Origin of the sequence: Sphingopyxis sp., from assembly GCF_016793825.1 — a bacterium.
GTDB lineage: Bacteria > Pseudomonadota > Alphaproteobacteria > Sphingomonadales > Sphingomonadaceae > Sphingopyxis.
Window position 1 is genome coordinate 12,195 of the sequence record NZ_JAEULM010000024.1, and the last position, 15,556, is coordinate 27,750.

The 15,556-nt window shown below is 63.3% G+C and carries 20 protein-coding genes; 13 read left to right on the forward strand and 7 right to left on the reverse strand.

What is annotated here, in order from left to right:
- The first annotated feature begins 7 nt into the window (after positions 1 to 7).
- Positions 8 to 1,585: an FMN-binding glutamate synthase family protein gene (locus tag JNM03_RS08035; RefSeq protein WP_294035951.1), complete on the forward strand. Its 1,578-nt coding sequence runs from the start codon at positions 8 to 10 to the stop codon at positions 1,583 to 1,585.
- 10 nt (positions 1,586 to 1,595) lie between these two features.
- Here JNM03_RS08035 and JNM03_RS08040 read toward each other — a convergent pair whose 3' ends face one another.
- The 7 genes from JNM03_RS08040 to hemE form a co-directional block, all read right to left on the reverse strand.
- Positions 1,596 to 1,997: a DUF1489 family protein gene (locus tag JNM03_RS08040; RefSeq protein ID WP_294035952.1), complete on the reverse strand. Its 402-nt coding sequence runs from the start codon at positions 1,995 to 1,997 to the stop codon at positions 1,596 to 1,598.
- Positions 1,998 to 2,041: 44 nt separating this feature from the next.
- The gene (locus JNM03_RS08045) at positions 2,042 to 2,749 is read right to left on the reverse strand and encodes a YjbE family putative metal transport protein (protein ID WP_294035953.1); all 708 of its coding nucleotides are present in this window, start codon (positions 2,747 to 2,749) and stop codon (positions 2,042 to 2,044) included.
- A gap of 13 nt (positions 2,750 to 2,762) precedes the next feature.
- Entirely contained in the window at positions 2,763 to 3,416 is a 654-nt protein-coding gene (locus tag JNM03_RS08050) for a YjbE family putative metal transport protein (RefSeq protein ID WP_294035954.1), read from the reverse strand.
- The gene (locus JNM03_RS08055) at positions 3,416 to 3,709 is read right to left on the reverse strand and encodes an antibiotic biosynthesis monooxygenase (protein ID WP_294035955.1); all 294 of its coding nucleotides are present in this window, start codon (positions 3,707 to 3,709) and stop codon (positions 3,416 to 3,418) included. Before JNM03_RS08055 ends, JNM03_RS08050 begins: the two co-directional genes overlap by 1 nt.
- 9 nt (positions 3,710 to 3,718) lie before the next feature.
- Positions 3,719 to 4,975, reverse strand: a complete 1,257-nt coding sequence (gene rho / locus JNM03_RS08060) for a transcription termination factor Rho (protein ID WP_294035956.1) — start codon at positions 4,973 to 4,975, stop codon at positions 3,719 to 3,721.
- Between the two features lie 279 nt (positions 4,976 to 5,254).
- Positions 5,255 to 5,695 carry a CopD family protein gene (locus tag JNM03_RS08065; protein WP_294035984.1) on the reverse strand — a complete coding sequence of 147 codons (441 nt, stop codon included), beginning with the start codon at positions 5,693 to 5,695 and terminating at the stop codon, positions 5,255 to 5,257.
- Between the two features lie 18 nt (positions 5,696 to 5,713).
- Positions 5,714 to 6,739: a uroporphyrinogen decarboxylase gene (gene hemE, locus JNM03_RS08070; protein WP_294035957.1), complete on the reverse strand. Its 1,026-nt coding sequence runs from the start codon at positions 6,737 to 6,739 to the stop codon at positions 5,714 to 5,716.
- A gap of 378 nt (positions 6,740 to 7,117) precedes the next feature.
- On the opposite strand from hemE, the gene JNM03_RS08075 reads away from it, so the two are divergent.
- The 12 genes from JNM03_RS08075 to JNM03_RS08130 all read left to right on the forward strand — a co-directional run bounded on the left by JNM03_RS08075 (position 7,118) and on the right by JNM03_RS08130 (position 15,515).
- Positions 7,118 to 7,930, forward strand: a complete 813-nt coding sequence (locus JNM03_RS08075; RefSeq protein ID WP_294035958.1) for a pyruvate, water dikinase regulatory protein — start codon at positions 7,118 to 7,120, stop codon at positions 7,928 to 7,930.
- Positions 7,927 to 8,526, forward strand: a complete 600-nt coding sequence (locus JNM03_RS08080) for a Maf family protein (protein ID WP_294035959.1) — start codon at positions 7,927 to 7,929, stop codon at positions 8,524 to 8,526. The genes JNM03_RS08075 and JNM03_RS08080 overlap by 4 nt, the downstream gene beginning before the upstream one ends.
- On the forward strand, positions 8,523 to 9,335 hold the full coding sequence (aroE, locus tag JNM03_RS08085) for a shikimate dehydrogenase (RefSeq protein WP_294035960.1): 813 nt from the start codon (positions 8,523 to 8,525) through the stop codon (positions 9,333 to 9,335). The genes JNM03_RS08080 and aroE overlap by 4 nt, the downstream gene beginning before the upstream one ends.
- On the forward strand, positions 9,332 to 9,955 hold the full coding sequence (coaE, locus tag JNM03_RS08090) for a dephospho-CoA kinase (RefSeq protein ID WP_294035961.1): 624 nt from the start codon (positions 9,332 to 9,334) through the stop codon (positions 9,953 to 9,955). Before aroE ends, coaE begins: the two co-directional genes overlap by 4 nt.
- Before the next feature lie 19 nt (positions 9,956 to 9,974).
- Positions 9,975 to 10,673, forward strand: coding sequence for a DNA polymerase III subunit epsilon (dnaQ, locus tag JNM03_RS08095; protein ID WP_294035962.1), 699 nt, complete (start codon positions 9,975 to 9,977; stop codon positions 10,671 to 10,673).
- Positions 10,674 to 10,716: 43 nt separating this feature from the next.
- A complete protein-coding gene (gene raiA / locus JNM03_RS08100; RefSeq protein ID WP_294035985.1) occupies positions 10,717 to 11,301 on the forward strand; it encodes a ribosome-associated translation inhibitor RaiA in 585 nt (194 codons plus the stop codon).
- Positions 11,302 to 11,528: 227 nt separating this feature from the next.
- Entirely contained in the window at positions 11,529 to 11,993 is a 465-nt protein-coding gene (locus tag JNM03_RS08105) for a PTS sugar transporter subunit IIA (protein ID WP_294035963.1), read from the forward strand.
- A gap of 15 nt (positions 11,994 to 12,008) precedes the next feature.
- Positions 12,009 to 12,347, forward strand: coding sequence for a DUF1491 family protein (locus tag JNM03_RS08110; RefSeq protein ID WP_294035964.1), 339 nt, complete (start codon positions 12,009 to 12,011; stop codon positions 12,345 to 12,347).
- A gap of 198 nt (positions 12,348 to 12,545) precedes the next feature.
- Positions 12,546 to 13,211, forward strand: coding sequence for a cell wall hydrolase (locus tag JNM03_RS08115; protein ID WP_294035965.1), 666 nt, complete (start codon positions 12,546 to 12,548; stop codon positions 13,209 to 13,211).
- Between the two features lie 98 nt (positions 13,212 to 13,309).
- Entirely contained in the window at positions 13,310 to 13,921 is a 612-nt protein-coding gene (locus JNM03_RS08120; RefSeq protein ID WP_294035966.1) for a DUF4136 domain-containing protein, read from the forward strand.
- Complete coding sequence (locus JNM03_RS08125; RefSeq protein ID WP_294035967.1) at positions 13,918 to 15,033, forward strand: M14-type cytosolic carboxypeptidase; 1,116 nt, start codon at positions 13,918 to 13,920, stop codon at positions 15,031 to 15,033. The genes JNM03_RS08120 and JNM03_RS08125 overlap by 4 nt, the downstream gene beginning before the upstream one ends.
- Positions 15,033 to 15,515: a GNAT family N-acetyltransferase gene (locus JNM03_RS08130; RefSeq protein WP_294035968.1), complete on the forward strand. Its 483-nt coding sequence runs from the start codon at positions 15,033 to 15,035 to the stop codon at positions 15,513 to 15,515. Before JNM03_RS08125 ends, JNM03_RS08130 begins: the two co-directional genes overlap by 1 nt.
- The last annotated feature ends 41 nt before the right edge of the window (positions 15,516 to 15,556 follow it).

Below are 15,556 nucleotides of genomic sequence, written 5' to 3' on the forward strand. Positions count from 1 at the left end.
GCTCGCCATGCGCCGGCTGATCGCTTTCCCGATCCTGCTCGCGGCGATCGCGCTGGCCGCGTGGTGGACGCCGGCACGCTGGACACTCCTGCTCTGGGTGCCGCTGCTCCTGCTTGCAGCCTATGATGCCCTGCAACGTCATCACAGCCTCCGCCGCAATTTTCCACTGATCGCACGCATCCGCTGGCTGTTCGAGGCGCTGCGCCCATTCCTCTACGCCTATATCGTCGAGGGCCCGCTCGACGGCCGTCCATTCGCCCGCGCCGAACGCGATATCGTCTATGCCCGTGCGAAGGGCGAACTCGACAGCCATCCCTTTGGCACCGAACTCGACGTCTATTCGGACGAATATGAATGGATGAGCCACAGCATCGCCCCCGCCACGGGAGCCGATCGCAGCCAGCGCGTCCATGTCGGTACCGCCCAATGTACCAAGCCCTACGACGTCGCGTTGCTCAATATCTCGGCGATGAGTTTCGGCTCGCTCGGGGCGAAGGCGATCGAAGCGCTGAACCTCGGCGCCAAGCTCGGCAATTTCTACCACGACACCGGCGAAGGCGGCTTCAGCCCCTATCACAGCATCCACGGGGGCGACATCGTCTGGGAGCTCGGAAGCGGCTATTTTGGCTGCCGCGATGAAGCGGGCCGCTTCGATTCTACGCGCTTTCGCGACCGGGCCCAGAACGACCAGGTCAGGATGATCGAGATCAAGCTCAGCCAGGGCGCCAAGCCCGGACATGGCGGCGTCTTGCCGGGCGCAAAGGTCAGCGCAGAGATCGCGGCGACACGCGGCGTCCCCGAAGGACGGGATTGCATTTCCCCTGCCGCGCATTCGGCGTTCACGACCCCGATCGAAATGGTCGAATGGGCCGCGAAACTGCGCGATCTGTCGGGTGGCAAGCCGGTGGGGATCAAGCTTTGCGTCGGCCAGCCGCACGAGGTTTATGCCGTCATGAAGGCAATGATCGAGAGTGGAATCCGCCTCGATTACATCGTCGTTGATGGCGCCGAGGGCGGCACCGGTGCAGCGCCGATCGAGTTTTCGAACCGCGTCGGTATGCCGCTGCGCGAAGGGCTGATCTTCGTGCGCAATGCGCTTGTCGGTTGCGGGCTGAAAGAGGACATCCGCCTGGCCGCATCGGGGAAAGTGCATTCGGGTGCGGGGCTCGCGGTCAATTGTGCGCTCGGCGCCGACTGGTCGAACGCGGCGCGCGCCTTCATGTTCAGCCTCGGTTGCGTCCAGTCGCTGCGCTGTCATACCGACCAGTGCCCGACCGGCGTCGCCACGCAGGATCCCGGCCGCCAGCGCGGGCTCGTTCCCGCCGAGAAGGCCGGGCGCGTCCGCCGCTTCCAGGCGGCAACCGTTTCGGCGCTGTGGGATATCAGCTGCGCCATGGGGCTCGACAATCCCTGGCAGATCCGGCCTCACCATCTGCACGAGCGCCTCAACTCGGCGCGCTCGGACACGATCGACCGTATCTATAAATTCTACGAGCGCGGCGTGCTGCTCGACGATCCCGATTCCGTCGCGGGCGCCCGCTATTGGGCCATGGCGCGCGCCGACAGCTTCCGCGCGGCCTGCTAGGGTCAGGACCCTAGATCAGGCTCAATTCGGCGAGTTCGCGATACAGTTCGGGCGGCAGGTCGCCGATGCCGTCGCCCTCTCCAACGCCTTTTGGCGCGTCCGCCTCGGTCAGGTAGCGCCATCCCTGATGCGCGCGCTTCGGTTGCGGATGGATGCGTTCGAGCACGCCGGCACAGACGATATCGATCCGCCCGTCATCGCGATCGTCAAAGCGCAGAATCTCGACGCGCCCGACAAGCGTATGGCGGACGATAAAATGCAGCTTGCCACCGATCAGCTCGTCGGCGCGCTTCGGCTTGAACCGTGTCGTGAACCGGACTTCACCTTGCTCAGTGCGCGCCTCGATCCGCGCGGCGAGCGCCGGATAGTCCGGGCAGCCGACGGCGACGCGGGTCATGTGCAGGGCAGCCATCGCCACCATATGGGTGCGCCAGCGCCAAAGCGCCAGCCCTGCGATCAGCCGCCAATCAGGTTCATGAAGTGCGGATGGACATCGTGCCAGCCGTCCCAGATCATCTTGATCGCGACATAGAGGATGACCAGCAAACCGACCCACGCGATCCAGCGATAGCGTTCGATATATTTGGCGATGACATTTGCCGCGACGCCCATCATCGCGACCGCGAAGATCAGCCCGACGATCAGGATTCCCGGGTGCTCCCGTGCCGCGCCGGCGACCGCGAGGACATTGTCGAGGCTCATCGACACATCGGCGATCGCGACGCCCCACGCCGCGGCCGCAAAGGTCTTTGCGGGACGGAGACCTGAATCCTCATCACCGACAATCTCCGGCGATCCCGCCGATTCGCCGTGATCGCTGCGAATGTCACGCCACATGCGCCACGCGACCCACAGCAACAGAACCCCGCCGGCCAGCACCAGCCCGACGATCCCGAGCAATTGCTGGACGACCAGAGCAAAACCGATGCGCAGCACCAGCGCCGCGCCGACGCCGATCAGGATGACCTTGCGCCGCTGGTCGGCCGGCAAGCCCGCGGCGAGCGCGCCGACGACGATCGCATTGTCCCCTGCAAGCACGAGGTCGATCAACAGGACCTGGATGAAGGCCGTGAAGGCGGCAGGTTCGGTGATGTTCGAAAAATCATGGACGATCGCGTCCCAGATTCCACCTGACGCCGGCACCCCAGCGGCAAACAAGATCATGTCCCAAATCATCTCAGCGTATCCATCCGAACAAATGACCCAGGCCGATCTCGGGATCGACCCAACCGTCGTAAATCATCTTCAGCGCCACATAGAGGATCACCACCAGCCCGACCCAGGCGATCCAGTGATACCGTTGCAGCAGCTTGGCGACATAATTGGCGGCCAGCCCCATGATCAGCACCGTGACGGTCATGCCGACGAACAGCAAGGCCGGATTTTCACGCGCGATCGAGGCGACGAGCAGCACATTATCGATGCTCATCGACAGATCGGCGATCATGATCGAGATCGCAGCCTTGAAAAAGGTCTGCTTTGCCGGTGCGCCTTCGATTTCTGCGGTATCTGGATCATCGATCGGACCCGCTTCGGGCGCCGGGCGAATCTCGCGATACATGTTGTAGGCGACCCACAGCAGCAGCAACCCGCCCGCGAACACCAACCCCGTGATCTTGAGCAACTGCGTCGCGATCGTCGCAAAAGTGACGAGAAATACCAACGCCATACCGACGCCCAGAAACAGCACGCGCTGGCGCTGGCGTTCGGGAAGGCGCCCCGCGATGGTTCCCATGATCAGCACATTATCGCCGGCCATGGTGAGATCGCCGATAATGATCTGACCCAGCAGCAGCAGTCCGGGTGCGGTAAAGATCGCCGAAAAATCCATCAGAGCGGCTCTCCGAAATATTGAACCTCGGGCACGGGGTCATAAAAGGGATGCAGAAGCGCGCGCCACTGCCGATAGCGGTCGGACAGCCGGAAACCATCGCGGTGATCAGCCACCGACCGCCATTCCACCAACAGCAGATAGGGCTGTCCGGTTCCGGTCGGGCGGCGGATTTCGAACGAGAGGAAACCGGGCGAGGCCTCGATCAACGGCCTCGCTTCGACAACGGCCGCTTCGAACGCCGCCTCGCTGCCCGCTCGCACGGGGAGCAATGCATGCTCGATCACGGCCATCGCCCTGACTTATTGATTCATCGAATCGAAGAAATCTTCGTTCGTCTTCGAATCCTTGATCTTGTCGAGCAGGAATTCCATCGCATCGACGGTGCCCATCTGCATGAGGATGCGGCGCAGCACCCACATCTTGCTGAGCTTGTCCTTCTCGACCAGCAGTTCTTCCTTGCGGGTACCGGATTTGCCGACGTCGAGCGACGGGAAGATGCGCTTGTCCGAAACCTTGCGGTCCAGCACGATTTCCGAGTTACCCGTACCCTTGAACTCTTCGAAGATGACCTCGTCCATGCGGCTGCCGGTATCGATCAGCGCGGTGGCGATAATCGACAGCGAACCGCCTTCTTCGATGTTGCGCGCGGCACCGAAGAAGCGCTTCGGGCGCTGGAGCGCGTTGGCATCGACACCGCCGGTCAGCACCTTGCCCGACGACGGCACGACGGTGTTGTACGCGCGGCCAAGGCGCGTGATCGAGTCGAGCAGGATGACGACATCCTTCTTGTGCTCGACGAGGCGTTTCGCCTTTTCGATCACCATTTCAGCAACCTGGACGTGGCGCGTCGCGGGTTCGTCGAAGGTCGAGGAAACGACTTCGCCGTTGACGCTGCGCTGCATGTCGGTGACTTCCTCTGGACGTTCGTCGACCAGCAGGACGATCAGATAGACCTCGGGGTGGTTGTCGGTGATCGCCTTGGCGATATTCTGCAACAGCACGGTTTTACCGGTGCGCGGCGGCGCGACGATCAGCGCACGCTGGCCCTTGCCCTGCGGGCTCACGAGGTCGATGACCCGGGCCGACTTGTCCTTCACCGTCGGATCGACCGTGTCGAGCGACAGCTTCTGGTTCGGATAGAGCGGGGTGAGGTTGTCGAAGTTGACGCGGTGACGAACGGCTTCAGGATCGTCGAAATTGACCTTGATCAGCTTGGTCAGGGCGAAATAACGCTCGCCGTCCTTCGGCGCGCGGATCTCGCCTTCAACCGTGTCGCCGGTCCGCAGGCCATATTTACGAACCTGGTTCGGCGAGACATAGATATCGTCCGGACCCGCCAGATAATTGGCGTCGGACGAGCGGAGAAAACCGAAGCTGTCGGGAAGGACTTCGATCGTCCCCGATCCGATGATTTCCTCGCCCTCTTCGGCGAGTTCTTTCAGGATCGAGAACATCAGGTCCTGCTTGCGCAGCGTCGATGCGCCTTCGACGCCCAGTTCTTCCGCCATTTCGACGAGCTGCGCGGGCGCTTTGGTTTTGAGTTCTTTAAGATGCATGGATGGATTCCGAGTGTAAAATAAGAGAGATATCTGGACTAAGTTCGGCGCACCGGCTGGTGCCTATCCGGCCGTGGGACGACCGTTCAAGATAGATCGACGCGACGACGCGCCGCCCGCAGGACGCGGGGTTGATCGGCCCCTATAACCGGCTTTTGCCCAAGTCAATCGGCGCGGAGCCCTGCAGGCAGGAAGATTCGACCATTTGATGCCCGTTTTCGCCGGACCGAAACCCGGACCGAAGCAGGGCCCGCCCGAGAGTGAAAGCGATGCCGCGGCTCAAAACGGCCGCACGACCACCAGGATAACGATCGCCGCCGCGGCCACCCCGGGCACTTCGTTGAGCATCCGGAGCTGTTTTTCGGTCAGCGGGCGCAGACCCCGCTTCAGCTTCTTGAAATAGCCGATCAGCCACCCGTGATATCCCGACAACAGAAGAACGAGCAGAAATTTGGCGTGGAACCAGCCTTCGCGCCAATAATCGCCATTGAAGGCCAGCATCAGGCCGAGAATCCAGACAAGGATGATCGACGGATTGAGGATGATCTTGCGGAGCCGATCCTCACGCTCAATCCATACCCGGTCTTCGTCCGATCCGACCGCGCACTGGTGGTGATAGACGAAAAAACGCGGCATCATGAACAGGCCGGCCATCAAGAATATCACGAAGATGACGTGCGCGGCTTTGACCCAAAGCATCGTCACGCCCAGAAATCCCACCAATTCCATAAATACCGCCTAGCCACGCACGCGCCGGATCAGATGTTCGACATGGGCAATGGGCGTGTCGGGTACGATGCCATGCCCGAGATTGAAGATATGGGGACGCGAAGGAAAAGCTGCAAGGATGCGATCGATCGCCGCGTCCAGCGCTGCACCGCCCGCAACAAGCACGAGGGGATCGAGATTGCCCTGAACCGGTAGCTCCGCAGGCAGCGCCGCATCGGCCCATGCCGGATCGACCGTCTCGTCCAGACCGATCGCATCGGCGCCCACTTCGTTCGCGTAAGCGGTGAGCTTGCCGCCAGCCCCTTTGGGAAAACCGATGATCGGCGTCTCGGGATGAAGCGCCTTCAGCCGGCGTACGATTTCGGCGTTGGGCGCGATGACCCAGCGTTCGAATTGCGCGGGCGACAGGCTTCCTGCCCAGCTGTCGAAAAGCTGGACCGCTTCGACCCCCTGTTCGATCTGGCCCGACAAATAGGTGACCGACAGGTCGATAATCGCCTCGATGATCGCGCCGAAAGCCTCAGGATCGTTCAGCGCCATGCGCCGCGCCGCGGCCTGGTCCTTCGACCCCTGCCCCGCCACCATATAGGTCGCAACGGTCCAGGGGCTTCCTGCAAAGCCGAGGAAGGTCGTCTCCGGCGGCAACGATGCCGCGACGCGCGCGACCGTGCCATAGACCGGGTCGAGCCGCTGGGGCATCGCCTCAAGCGACGCCAGCGCAGTGTCGACAAGCGGCGGCGCGAGACGCGGCCCCTCTCCCGCCTCGAACCACAAATGCTGGCCCAGCGCGTGCGGTACGACAAGGATGTCGGAGAAGAGGATCGCCCCGTCGAACCCGAAACGTCGGATCGGCTGCAACGTCACCTCAGCCGCCGCCGCGCTGTCGTAGCAGAGCTCGAGAAACCCTCCCTTGGTTTCACGCAAGGCGCGGTATTCGGGAAGATAGCGCCCGGCCTGGCGCATCAGCCACAAGGCAGGTCTGTCCTGCCGCACCCCGCGCAGCGTTGCCAGCAAGCTCTTCGACGACGCCTTCACGCGGCCCCTCTTTCTCTCATCTAATAATCTTATAGATAATTGTGGTGGTTTGTTGGTCGGCGGACAGCGCGGCTTTAGGCGGCGATGTCCCTTTTGCCAACATATTGACTCGGCAGGTTACGGGTAACGTCGCGGAGTCGCCGGGCGCTGTCCCCCTAATTCACAGCCTGTGGATAAAATTCATCCCTTGTGGACAAAGGGTGGAGCGGAATCGGCACCGCCGGGGACAAATCGGCCGTACCAAATTTGTCCCGCCGCTTATCCGGAAACTATCCACAGGACCCTTGTTCGCCTCTGCCGATCGAATCCGCGGTGATGTTTGACGGTCGATCGTTCGCGGGCTTGCCTTTTTCCGCGCCGTTCCGCCATGGTGGCCGAATGAGCCGGCTCCATCTCCACCTCATATCCGATTCCACGGGCGAGACGCTCGAAAATATCGCAAAGGCGGCGATCGCGCAGTTCGACGATGTCGAGGTCGTGCGCCATTTCTGGCCGATGGTCCGGTCGGAATCGCATCTCGATCGCATCATTGCCGAAGTACAGGCCAGCCCCGGGATGATCCTGTTCACGCTGGTGAGTGGCGAGTTGCGCGCCAGCCTCGAACGCCGGGCGGCGGCGCTGAATCTGCCGATCGTCCCTGCGCTCGATGCGGTCACCGATGCGCTGTCGCGCATGCTGGGACAGGAAGCCAAGGCGCGGCCCGGACGCCAGCACGCGCTGGATGCCGCCTATTTCGCGCGCGTCGAGGCGATCCAGTTCACCGTAGCGCATGATGACGGGATCGGTTGGGAAAACTGGGAGCAGGCCGACATCGTCCTCGCGGGCGTATCGCGCACCTCGAAAACCCCGACGAGCATCTATCTCGCCAACCGCGGGTACAAGACCGCTAATATCCCGATCGTCCCCGAATCGCCGCCGCCCGAGGCGCTGTACAATCTGAAACATCCTCTTGTCGTCGGACTGACAACCGGACTCGACCGGCTTGTCCAGGTGCGCAGAAATCGTCTGCTCTCGCTCAACCAGGCGCCGGAAACCTCTTATGTCGATGACGAGAATGTGAAGGCCGAACTCGCTTATGCCCGCCGCATGTTCGCCGATAATGGCTGGCCGGTGATCGATGTCACCCGCCGGTCGATCGAGGAGACGGCGGCCGCGGTGATCAAACTGGTCGAGGATCGCTCCGCGGCATGACACAGCTTCTTCTCGCCTCGCAAAGCAGCGGCCGCGCCGCGATGCTGCGCGCCGCCGGGCTCGATTTCGAAACGACGGCGGCGCATGTCGACGAGGAGGCGCTTACCGCGTCGCTCGTCGCTGCGGGGCAGACCGCGCGTAATATCGCCGACGCACTTGCAGAGGCAAAGGCGGTCAAGATCTCCTCGCGGCTTCCCGGAGTTACGGTGATCGGCGCCGACAGCACCCTGGCGCTCGACGACGGGTCGATGCTTGCAAAGCCCGCGACGACCGAGGAGGCTGCGGGTCATCTACGCCGGATGGCGGGTTCCCGTCACCGGCTTTTCAGTGCCGTGGTCGCCGCGCGGGATGGTACCCCCGTCTGGCGTGCGGTCGGCGAGGCGAAGCTGTGGATGCGTCCCTTGTCCGACGCCTTCATCACCGACTATGTCGCGCAAAACTGGGACAGCATCCGCTGGACCGTCGGCTGTTACGAAATCGAGGGGGCGGGCGTGCAGTTATTCGACCGGGTCGAGGGCGATCCCTGGACGATCATCGGGATGCCGATGCTTGCGCTGCTCCAATGGCTGCGCGCGACGGGACTCGCGCCGTCATGAGCGTCCCGTTCGCGGAGGTGATCGGTGATCCGATCGCGCACTCGAAATCGCCCCTGATTCACAATTTCTGGTTGGAAGCGCTCGGCATTCCCGGCGACTATCGGCGCTTTCATGTAACGGCCGATGTGCTTCCGGACTATATCGCCGGGGCCTGCGCCGACGCCGACTGGCGGGGTTGCAACGTCACGCTTCCGCATAAGGTGGCGGTGATGGATCTTGTCGATGATCCTGGCGACGTTCGCGGTACGATCGGCGCAATGAATACGATCGTTCGACAGCCCGACGGGGCGGTCATCGGCACCAACACCGACGCGGCAGGCTTTTACGCGCCGCTGGCCGATCTCGATCTGGAGGGCGCCCCCGTGGCGGTCGTCGGGGCGGGCGGCGCGGCGCGGGCGGTCCTGTTCGCGCTGGCGCGGGCGGACGTCGGCCATGTGACGATCTTCAACCGCAGCCCGTTGAAGGCGATGGGCCTGCTCGCGACCTTCGGCCTCAAGGGCGAAGTCGTCGGGCTTGATGCCGCGTTGCCGCCGGTATCGCTGCTCGTCAATTCGAGCAGCCTCGGCATGACCGGCCAGCCGCCGCTCGACCTCGACCTGTCGCCGCTGCCCGACGCTGCCGTCGTCTATGACCTCGTCTACGCGCCGCTTCAGACCGGTCTTCTCAAGGCGGCGGCCGCGCGCGGACTCGATACCGTCGATGGGCTCGACATGCTGATCGGTCAGGCCGCGCTCGCGTTCGAACTGTTCTTCGGGCAATCGCCGCCCGAAGGCCGCGACGACGAGCTGCGCGCGCTGCTGACGGCATGAGTGTCCGGAAACATCGCGGGCTGCGGCTTCGCCGACCGTTCATTCTCGGACTTACCGGTTCGATCGGGATGGGAAAATCGACCGCTGCCGCGATGTTCGAAGAGGAAGGCGTTCCCGTCTTCGACGCCGATGCCGAGGTGCATCGGTTGCAAGGTCCGGGCGGTGCGCTGGTCGCCGCGATCGAGGCGCGATTTCCCGGTACGACGGGTCCTGCCGGCGTCGACCGGCAAAAACTTGGCGCCTGTGTTCTTGGCAATGGGCACGAACTGGCGGCGCTCGAGGCGATCGTCCATCCTGCGGTCGGCAAGGCGCAGAAACGTTTCCTCGCCAGGCATCGCGCGCGGGAGCTGGTCGTTCTCGATATCCCGCTGCTGTTCGAAAAGGGCGGTTGGCGAAAGGTCGGTGCCGTCGCGGTCGTATCGGCCCCCGCCTGGATGCAGGCCAAGCGGGTCCTGCGCCGCCGCGGGATGACGCATGCCAAGCTGAAAGCGATTCGCCGCCTGCAGGTGCCCGACCGCGTCAAGCGCGCGCGCGCCGATTTCGTCATCGAAACGGGCCGCCCAAAAAGCGCCACGCGCCGGCAGATTCGCGCCATCGCCTCTTGTTTCCGCTCCCGATAAGGTCCAGATTGAAGCTTCGATGCGAGAGATAATCTTCGATACCGAAACTACGGGACTCGATCCCAAAACCGGGGACAGGCTGGTCGAAATCGGGTGCGTCGAGCTGATCGATCGTCGCGAAACGGGGATCACGTTCCACGCCTATTTCAACCCCGAACGGGACATGCCGGCAGCAGCCGAGGCGGTCCATGGCCTGTCGATCCAGTTTCTGTCCGACAAGCCCCTGTTTGCGACGCGGGTCGATGAATTGATCGCGTTTCTGGGCGATGCGCCGATGGTCGCACACAATGCGGCCTTCGACTTCGGCTTCATCAACGCCGAACTCGCGCGCGCCGGGCGTCCGGCGCTCGATATGGCGCGGATGTGTTGCACGGTACAGATGGCGCGCAAGCTTCATCCCGGCGCGAAACACAGTCTGGATGCGCTCTGCACCCGTTACGGCATCGATCGCAGCCACCGTATCAAGCATGGCGCGCTTCTCGATGCCGAACTGCTCGCGCATCTGTATATCGAAATGACCGGCGGGCGGCAGATCGGTCTTGGTCTGGCATCGGCTCCGTCGGGCTCTCTGCGCGTTGCCGCCGAACAGGTGCGTGCCGTTGCCCCGACCCGGCCGTTTCGCGAACCCCGCCCCCATATTGCAACCCCTGCCGAACTGGCGCGACATGCAGAATTCGTTGCCGCACTGAACCAACCTTTGTGGCACGATAGTCCGTAACGGCGGCTCCCCGCCGTTGCCGAGACCCAGAAGGAGAAGAATGATGGAAATCCGCGTCTCTGGCCACCAGATCGAAACCGGCGAAGCGCTGCAGGCGCATGTGTCGGACCGGATGAACGCGATTGCCGACAAATATTTCTCCCGCGCGATCGGCGCGCATGCGACCTTCGGTAAGGGTCCGCACGACAGCTTCCAGTGCGATATCGTCGCGCATGTGATGCAGGGCCTCGTGCTGAAGGGGCATGGCCAGGCGCAGGACGCCCATGTCGCGTTCGAAGGTGCGGCGGAGCGCATCGAAAAACAGCTGCGGCGCTATATGCGCCGCCTGAAGGACCGAAACGTCAATGCATCGGTCGCCGCCGCTGCCGCGGCTTCGCTCGACGAAATCGACGATAATGCGAGCTACACCGTTTTCGACGCCGGAAGTGACGAGGATGACGCGGGCGACGCCCCGGCGATCATCGCCGAAACGCGCGTCGATATTCCGACGAGCAGCGTGTCCGATGCGGTGATGATGCTCGACCTTCGCAACACCAATGCGCTGCTCTTCGTCAACAGCAAGACCGGGTCGCACAATATGGTCTATCGTCGGGACGACGGGACGATCGGCTGGGTCGAACCCCGCTAGTGCAAAGGACAGGCGCCCGATCGGTGCTTTCGGCGGAAGGACAATGCCCTTCCGCCGCATGGCGCCCCGGGTCGGATACGATAGGGCTGGATTTTCTCTGCCATCCGGCCTAAGGGCCGCGCCCAACGATGCCCGGATGGCGGAACCTGCCGCACGACCGATCCGATGATCGATTGCCAACAGGATGAACCGGGCGCGGGCCCGGCGGACAAGATTTGACCAAAGCGATGAACCTATCCTCTCTTCTCTATCCGGCGACTGTTCGCGCGCATGTGCAGCTGGATTCCAAAAAAGCCCTCTTTCCCTTCGTCGGCGATCTTGCGGCCCGTTCGCTCGGGCTCGACGCAGGTGAAGTCAGCGAAGCGCTGCTTGAGCGCGAGCGCCTTGGCTCGACCGGTTTCGGTCGCGGTATCGCGCTTCCGCACGCCAAGCTCGCGGACCTTTCGGGGGTCCGCGGCCTGTTCCTCCAGCTTGCGCGGCCGATCGATTTCCAGGCGGTCGATGGGCTGCCTGTCGATCTTCTTTTCGTCCTGCTCTCCCCGCTCGATGCGGGAGCGGACCATCTGAAAGCGCTTGCAGGCGTGTCGCGGATGCTCCGCAACGACAGCATCGCCGAACGGCTGCGCGGTGCGAAGAGCGACGAGGCGCTGTATGCGATGCTGCTCGATACCGAAACGCGTGACGCGGCCTGACGCAGCCGTTTTCTCGTGACACGGCTGAGGAGCCGATTTCTCGTCGATTTGCTGATCCGCCGGACCGAAGCGGCCGGAGGGTTTGCCGCGATTCTTGCCAGCGGCGACGAGACGGCGGGAATCATCCTGGTCCAGTGCAGCGAACGCGGGGTTCCCGGCCCCTTGCTCGAGCGGCGCTTTTTGCCGTCAGGCACCTATATGTGGGAGGCCGTCGGCCCCGATGACCCAAATGATGGTGAATCGCGGGCAAACTATCGGGATCGGCGCCGCACGGCCGATCCGGATCTGTGGATCGTTGAACTGGATATCGCAGATGCGCCACGACTCGTCGCGGAGTGGGGTGCGTTAACTTGACTCTGTTGCAGCGCACAATAGGTCGCGCGCACCCTTAATGCGTAGGTCGGTCTGCGGGTTCCTTTTGGTTGGCCACAAGGAACGCCGATACAACGGACTGGACACGCAGTCGGATGATGGCCGCAGGCGGACAGGAACCCCATTTGTTCCGCTGCCTGTTTTTGTTTCGGTTCATCAGCCGCCCTTTTGACGGACTATATGAGTCGCATTTTGAACGCCGCCAGTGTGGCTGCCGTCGGCTTGACTGCCGCCTCCATGCTGTTGCTGGCCGAACCGGGCTTTGCGAGCGATCTCGCTGAAAGCGCGAATCTTCCCGCCATCATTCTCCCGGGCGCCGACGCGCCGGTCGAGTCTGAACAGGCGACTCTGTCGACCGATGCCGCATCGCCGGTCGATACGACCCCCGAAAACAAGGACGAGTCCGAGGCGGAGCCCAAGGCTGCACCGCTCGATATCGATTCGCTTGCCGAACTCGTCACTGCAACTCCGCGTCCGGTCGAGCTTGATCCGGAACTGCGCTGTCTCGCCGGTGCCGTCTATTTCGAGTCGCGCGGTGAATCGCTGGCCGGCCAGCTTGCGGTCGCGCATGTCGTTCTCAACCGCGCCAATTCGGGCCGCTTTCCCAGAAGCCTGTGCGGCGTCGTCCACCAGCCGAGCCAGTTCAGCTTCGTGCGTGGAGGCAGGATGCCGGCGATCCGTGAAGGGTCGCAATGGAACAACGCTGTCGCCATCGCCCAGATCGCGCGTGACGGCAGCTGGAAGAATCAGGCACCGGGCGCGCTCTTCTTCCATGCGCGCCACGTCTCGCCCGCTTGGCGCAAGACGCGCGTCGCGTCGATCGACAATCATATCTTCTATCGCTGATCGGGGCGGCGGCCCCCCTGACGAGACCTCCCCCTTCCCCGGGCCGCTCCCGCATCCCGTTCATTGCCAAGCCATTATTCGTGGCGCATGATGCCGCGATGATGCGTTCTTCCTCTGTCGCCCTGCTTACGGCAGCGGCGCTCGCGCTCGGCGGCTGCGCCACCGTGGTTCCGCCGGTCGAGGTCACCCGTTTTCACAATGCGTTGCCCGGCTGGGCGTCGGGGACACGATATGCGATAGCCACAGCGCCGCTCGATGGATCGGCGGCGGCGATGCCGTCGATCGAATGGAACAGCTATCGCGCCGCGGTCGAACAGCAGTTGCAGCGTCAGGGGCTGGTCGCGGCCGGCAGCAACGATCGCGCCTCGCTTCTTGTCCGGATATCCTTCGAACGCAGCGAACAATTGCCCGAGGCGCGGCGCTCGCCGGTCTCGGTCGGCGTGGGTGGCTCGACGGGCAGCTATGGTTCCGGCCTCGGGCTTGGCATCGGCTTCAACCTCGGCGGCGGGCCAAAGCGGATGGCCGATCTCCAGTTGTCGGTGCGGATCGACGACGCCACAACGGGTCAGGCCATCTGGGAGGGCCGCGCGCAAACCGCGGTTCCGGTCAAGGCGCCGGCCGCGCAGCCATCGCTCGCGGCGGCGAAATTGGCCGAAGCGTTATTCAGGGACTTCCCCGGCGAATCGGGACGCACTATCAGCGTTCCATGACCATCAGCATCAACGCCGCTTTCGATAGCGGCAATATCGTCGTGGATTCGATCGACGGCACTTCAGCTCGTCTGTCGATTCGCAAGGACCGCGAGTCCGACTTCTTTCAATGGTTCCACTTTCGCGTGGCGTGCCAGACCGGCGACGCGCTCGATCTGGCGATCACGGGCCTTGCCGATTCGGCCTATCCGGATGGATGGCCGGGCTATGCGGTATGCGCGAGCAGCGACCGCGATCACTGGTTCCGCCTCGACACCGATTATGATTCCGCGACGGGCACGCTGACGGTCCGACACACCGCGGAAAGTCCGCTTCTCTGGCTCGCCTATTTCGCGCCCTATTCGATGGAGCGCCATCACGACCTCGTTGCGTCGGTCGCCGAATGCGAAGGCGTGACCTACCGCTGCCTCGGCACGAGTCTCGAAGGCCGGCCGATCGACTGCCTCGAAATGGGCAGTGGCGATACGCAGGTCTGGCTCTATGCGCGCCAGCATCCCGGCGAATCGATGGCCGAATGGTGGATGGAAGGCGCACTGGAGAAGTTGACCGACCCTGCGGATCCCTTTGCCCGCTCGCTGCGGCAGAAGTGCCGGCTCCATATCGTTCCCAACATGAATCCCGATGGGTCGTTCCGCGGGCATTTGCGGACCAACTATGCAGGCGTAAACCTCAATCGCGAATGGGATAATCCGACCGTCGAGCGCAGCCCCGAAGTATTGGCGGTGCGCAATGCGATGGACGAAAGCGGCGTGGACTGGGCGATGGACGTCCATGGTGATGAAGCGATTCCGGCCGTTTTCCTGGCGGGATTCGAAGGCATTCCGTCGCTGAAGGCGGGACAGATGGATCAGTATCAGGCCTTCCGCAAGGCGCTGGCGGCGAACACGCCCGATTTCCAGACCGATCTCGGCTATGTCGAATCGGCACCGGGTCAGGCCAATCTGTCGATGTCGACGACGCAGCTCGCCGAGCGTTTCGGGGCGGTGTCGATGACGCTGGAAATGCCATTCAAGGACAACCGCGACTTGCCCGATCCGGTGCAAGGCTGGTCGCCCGAGCGTTCGAAGCTGCTCGCGCACGCCTGTCTCGCGACGCTGGATCAACTGCTCTGATGCCGAACGCGGACGGGGGCTGGCGGATTGTCGAGGACGATCTGTCGGGCACCCCGATCCGCGCACTGCTGGAGGCGCATTTTGCCGGAATGCTGGCGAATTCGCCGGCAGAGAGCTGCCATTTTCTCGATTTCGCCGGTTTGCGTGCCGATGGCGTGACCTTCTGGTCGATCCATAAGGGCGACGATCTCGCGGGCTGCGGCGCGCTCAAGGTGCTGGACGCCCAGCACGGCGAGATCAAGTCGATGCGCACCGCCGACGCCTTTCTGCGGCAGGGTGTCGCTGCGCGGATGCTCGCCCATATCCTGGACGAAGCGCGCAGCCGCGGCCTTGAACGCCTCAGTCTCGAAACCGGGTCGAGCCCGGCGTTCGAACCCGCCCTCGCGCTCTACCGCAATCACGGCTTTCGGGATTGCGCGCCATTTGCCGGCTACAAGCCCGATCCGTTCAGCCGTTTCATGACGCGCCCTCTGCGGACGTGAAACAGGGTCCGGAAGGGACTCCGGACCCTGCCTGTTCCGCG

Bases quoted from the DNA above. Each gene is read 5' to 3' on its own strand.
- JNM03_RS08080 (WP_294035959.1), top strand. From the start codon at position 7,927: ATGACACAGCTTCTTCTCGCCTCGCAAAGCAGCGGCCGCGCCGCGATG.
- rho (WP_294035956.1), bottom strand. From the start codon at position 4,975: ATGCATCTTAAAGAACTCAAAACCAAAGCGCCCGCGCAGCTCGTCGAA.
- JNM03_RS08125 (WP_294035967.1), top strand. From the start codon at position 13,918: ATGACCATCAGCATCAACGCCGCTTTCGATAGCGGCAATATCGTCGTG.
- JNM03_RS08050 (WP_294035954.1), bottom strand. From the start codon at position 3,416: ATGGATTTTTCGGCGATCTTTACCGCACCCGGACTGCTGCTGCTGGGT.
- JNM03_RS08120 (WP_294035966.1), top strand. From the start codon at position 13,310: ATGATGCGTTCTTCCTCTGTCGCCCTGCTTACGGCAGCGGCGCTCGCG.
- JNM03_RS08055 (WP_294035955.1), bottom strand. From the start codon at position 3,709: ATGGCCGTGATCGAGCATGCATTGCTCCCCGTGCGAGCGGGCAGCGAG.
- JNM03_RS08045 (WP_294035953.1), bottom strand. From the start codon at position 2,749: ATGATCTTGTTTGCCGCTGGGGTGCCGGCGTCAGGTGGAATCTGGGAC.
- JNM03_RS08130 (WP_294035968.1), top strand. From the start codon at position 15,033: ATGCCGAACGCGGACGGGGGCTGGCGGATTGTCGAGGACGATCTGTCG.
- raiA (WP_294035985.1), top strand. From the start codon at position 10,717: ATGGAAATCCGCGTCTCTGGCCACCAGATCGAAACCGGCGAAGCGCTG.
- JNM03_RS08075 (WP_294035958.1), top strand. From the start codon at position 7,118: ATGAGCCGGCTCCATCTCCACCTCATATCCGATTCCACGGGCGAGACG.
- coaE (WP_294035961.1), top strand. From the start codon at position 9,332: ATGAGTGTCCGGAAACATCGCGGGCTGCGGCTTCGCCGACCGTTCATT.
- dnaQ (WP_294035962.1), top strand. From the start codon at position 9,975: ATGCGAGAGATAATCTTCGATACCGAAACTACGGGACTCGATCCCAAA.
- aroE (WP_294035960.1), top strand. From the start codon at position 8,523: ATGAGCGTCCCGTTCGCGGAGGTGATCGGTGATCCGATCGCGCACTCG.
- JNM03_RS08105 (WP_294035963.1), top strand. From the start codon at position 11,529: ATGAACCTATCCTCTCTTCTCTATCCGGCGACTGTTCGCGCGCATGTG.
- JNM03_RS08040 (WP_294035952.1), bottom strand. From the start codon at position 1,997: ATGGCTGCCCTGCACATGACCCGCGTCGCCGTCGGCTGCCCGGACTAT.
- JNM03_RS08115 (WP_294035965.1), top strand. From the start codon at position 12,546: ATGAGTCGCATTTTGAACGCCGCCAGTGTGGCTGCCGTCGGCTTGACT.
- JNM03_RS08035 (WP_294035951.1), top strand. From the start codon at position 8: ATGCGCCGGCTGATCGCTTTCCCGATCCTGCTCGCGGCGATCGCGCTG.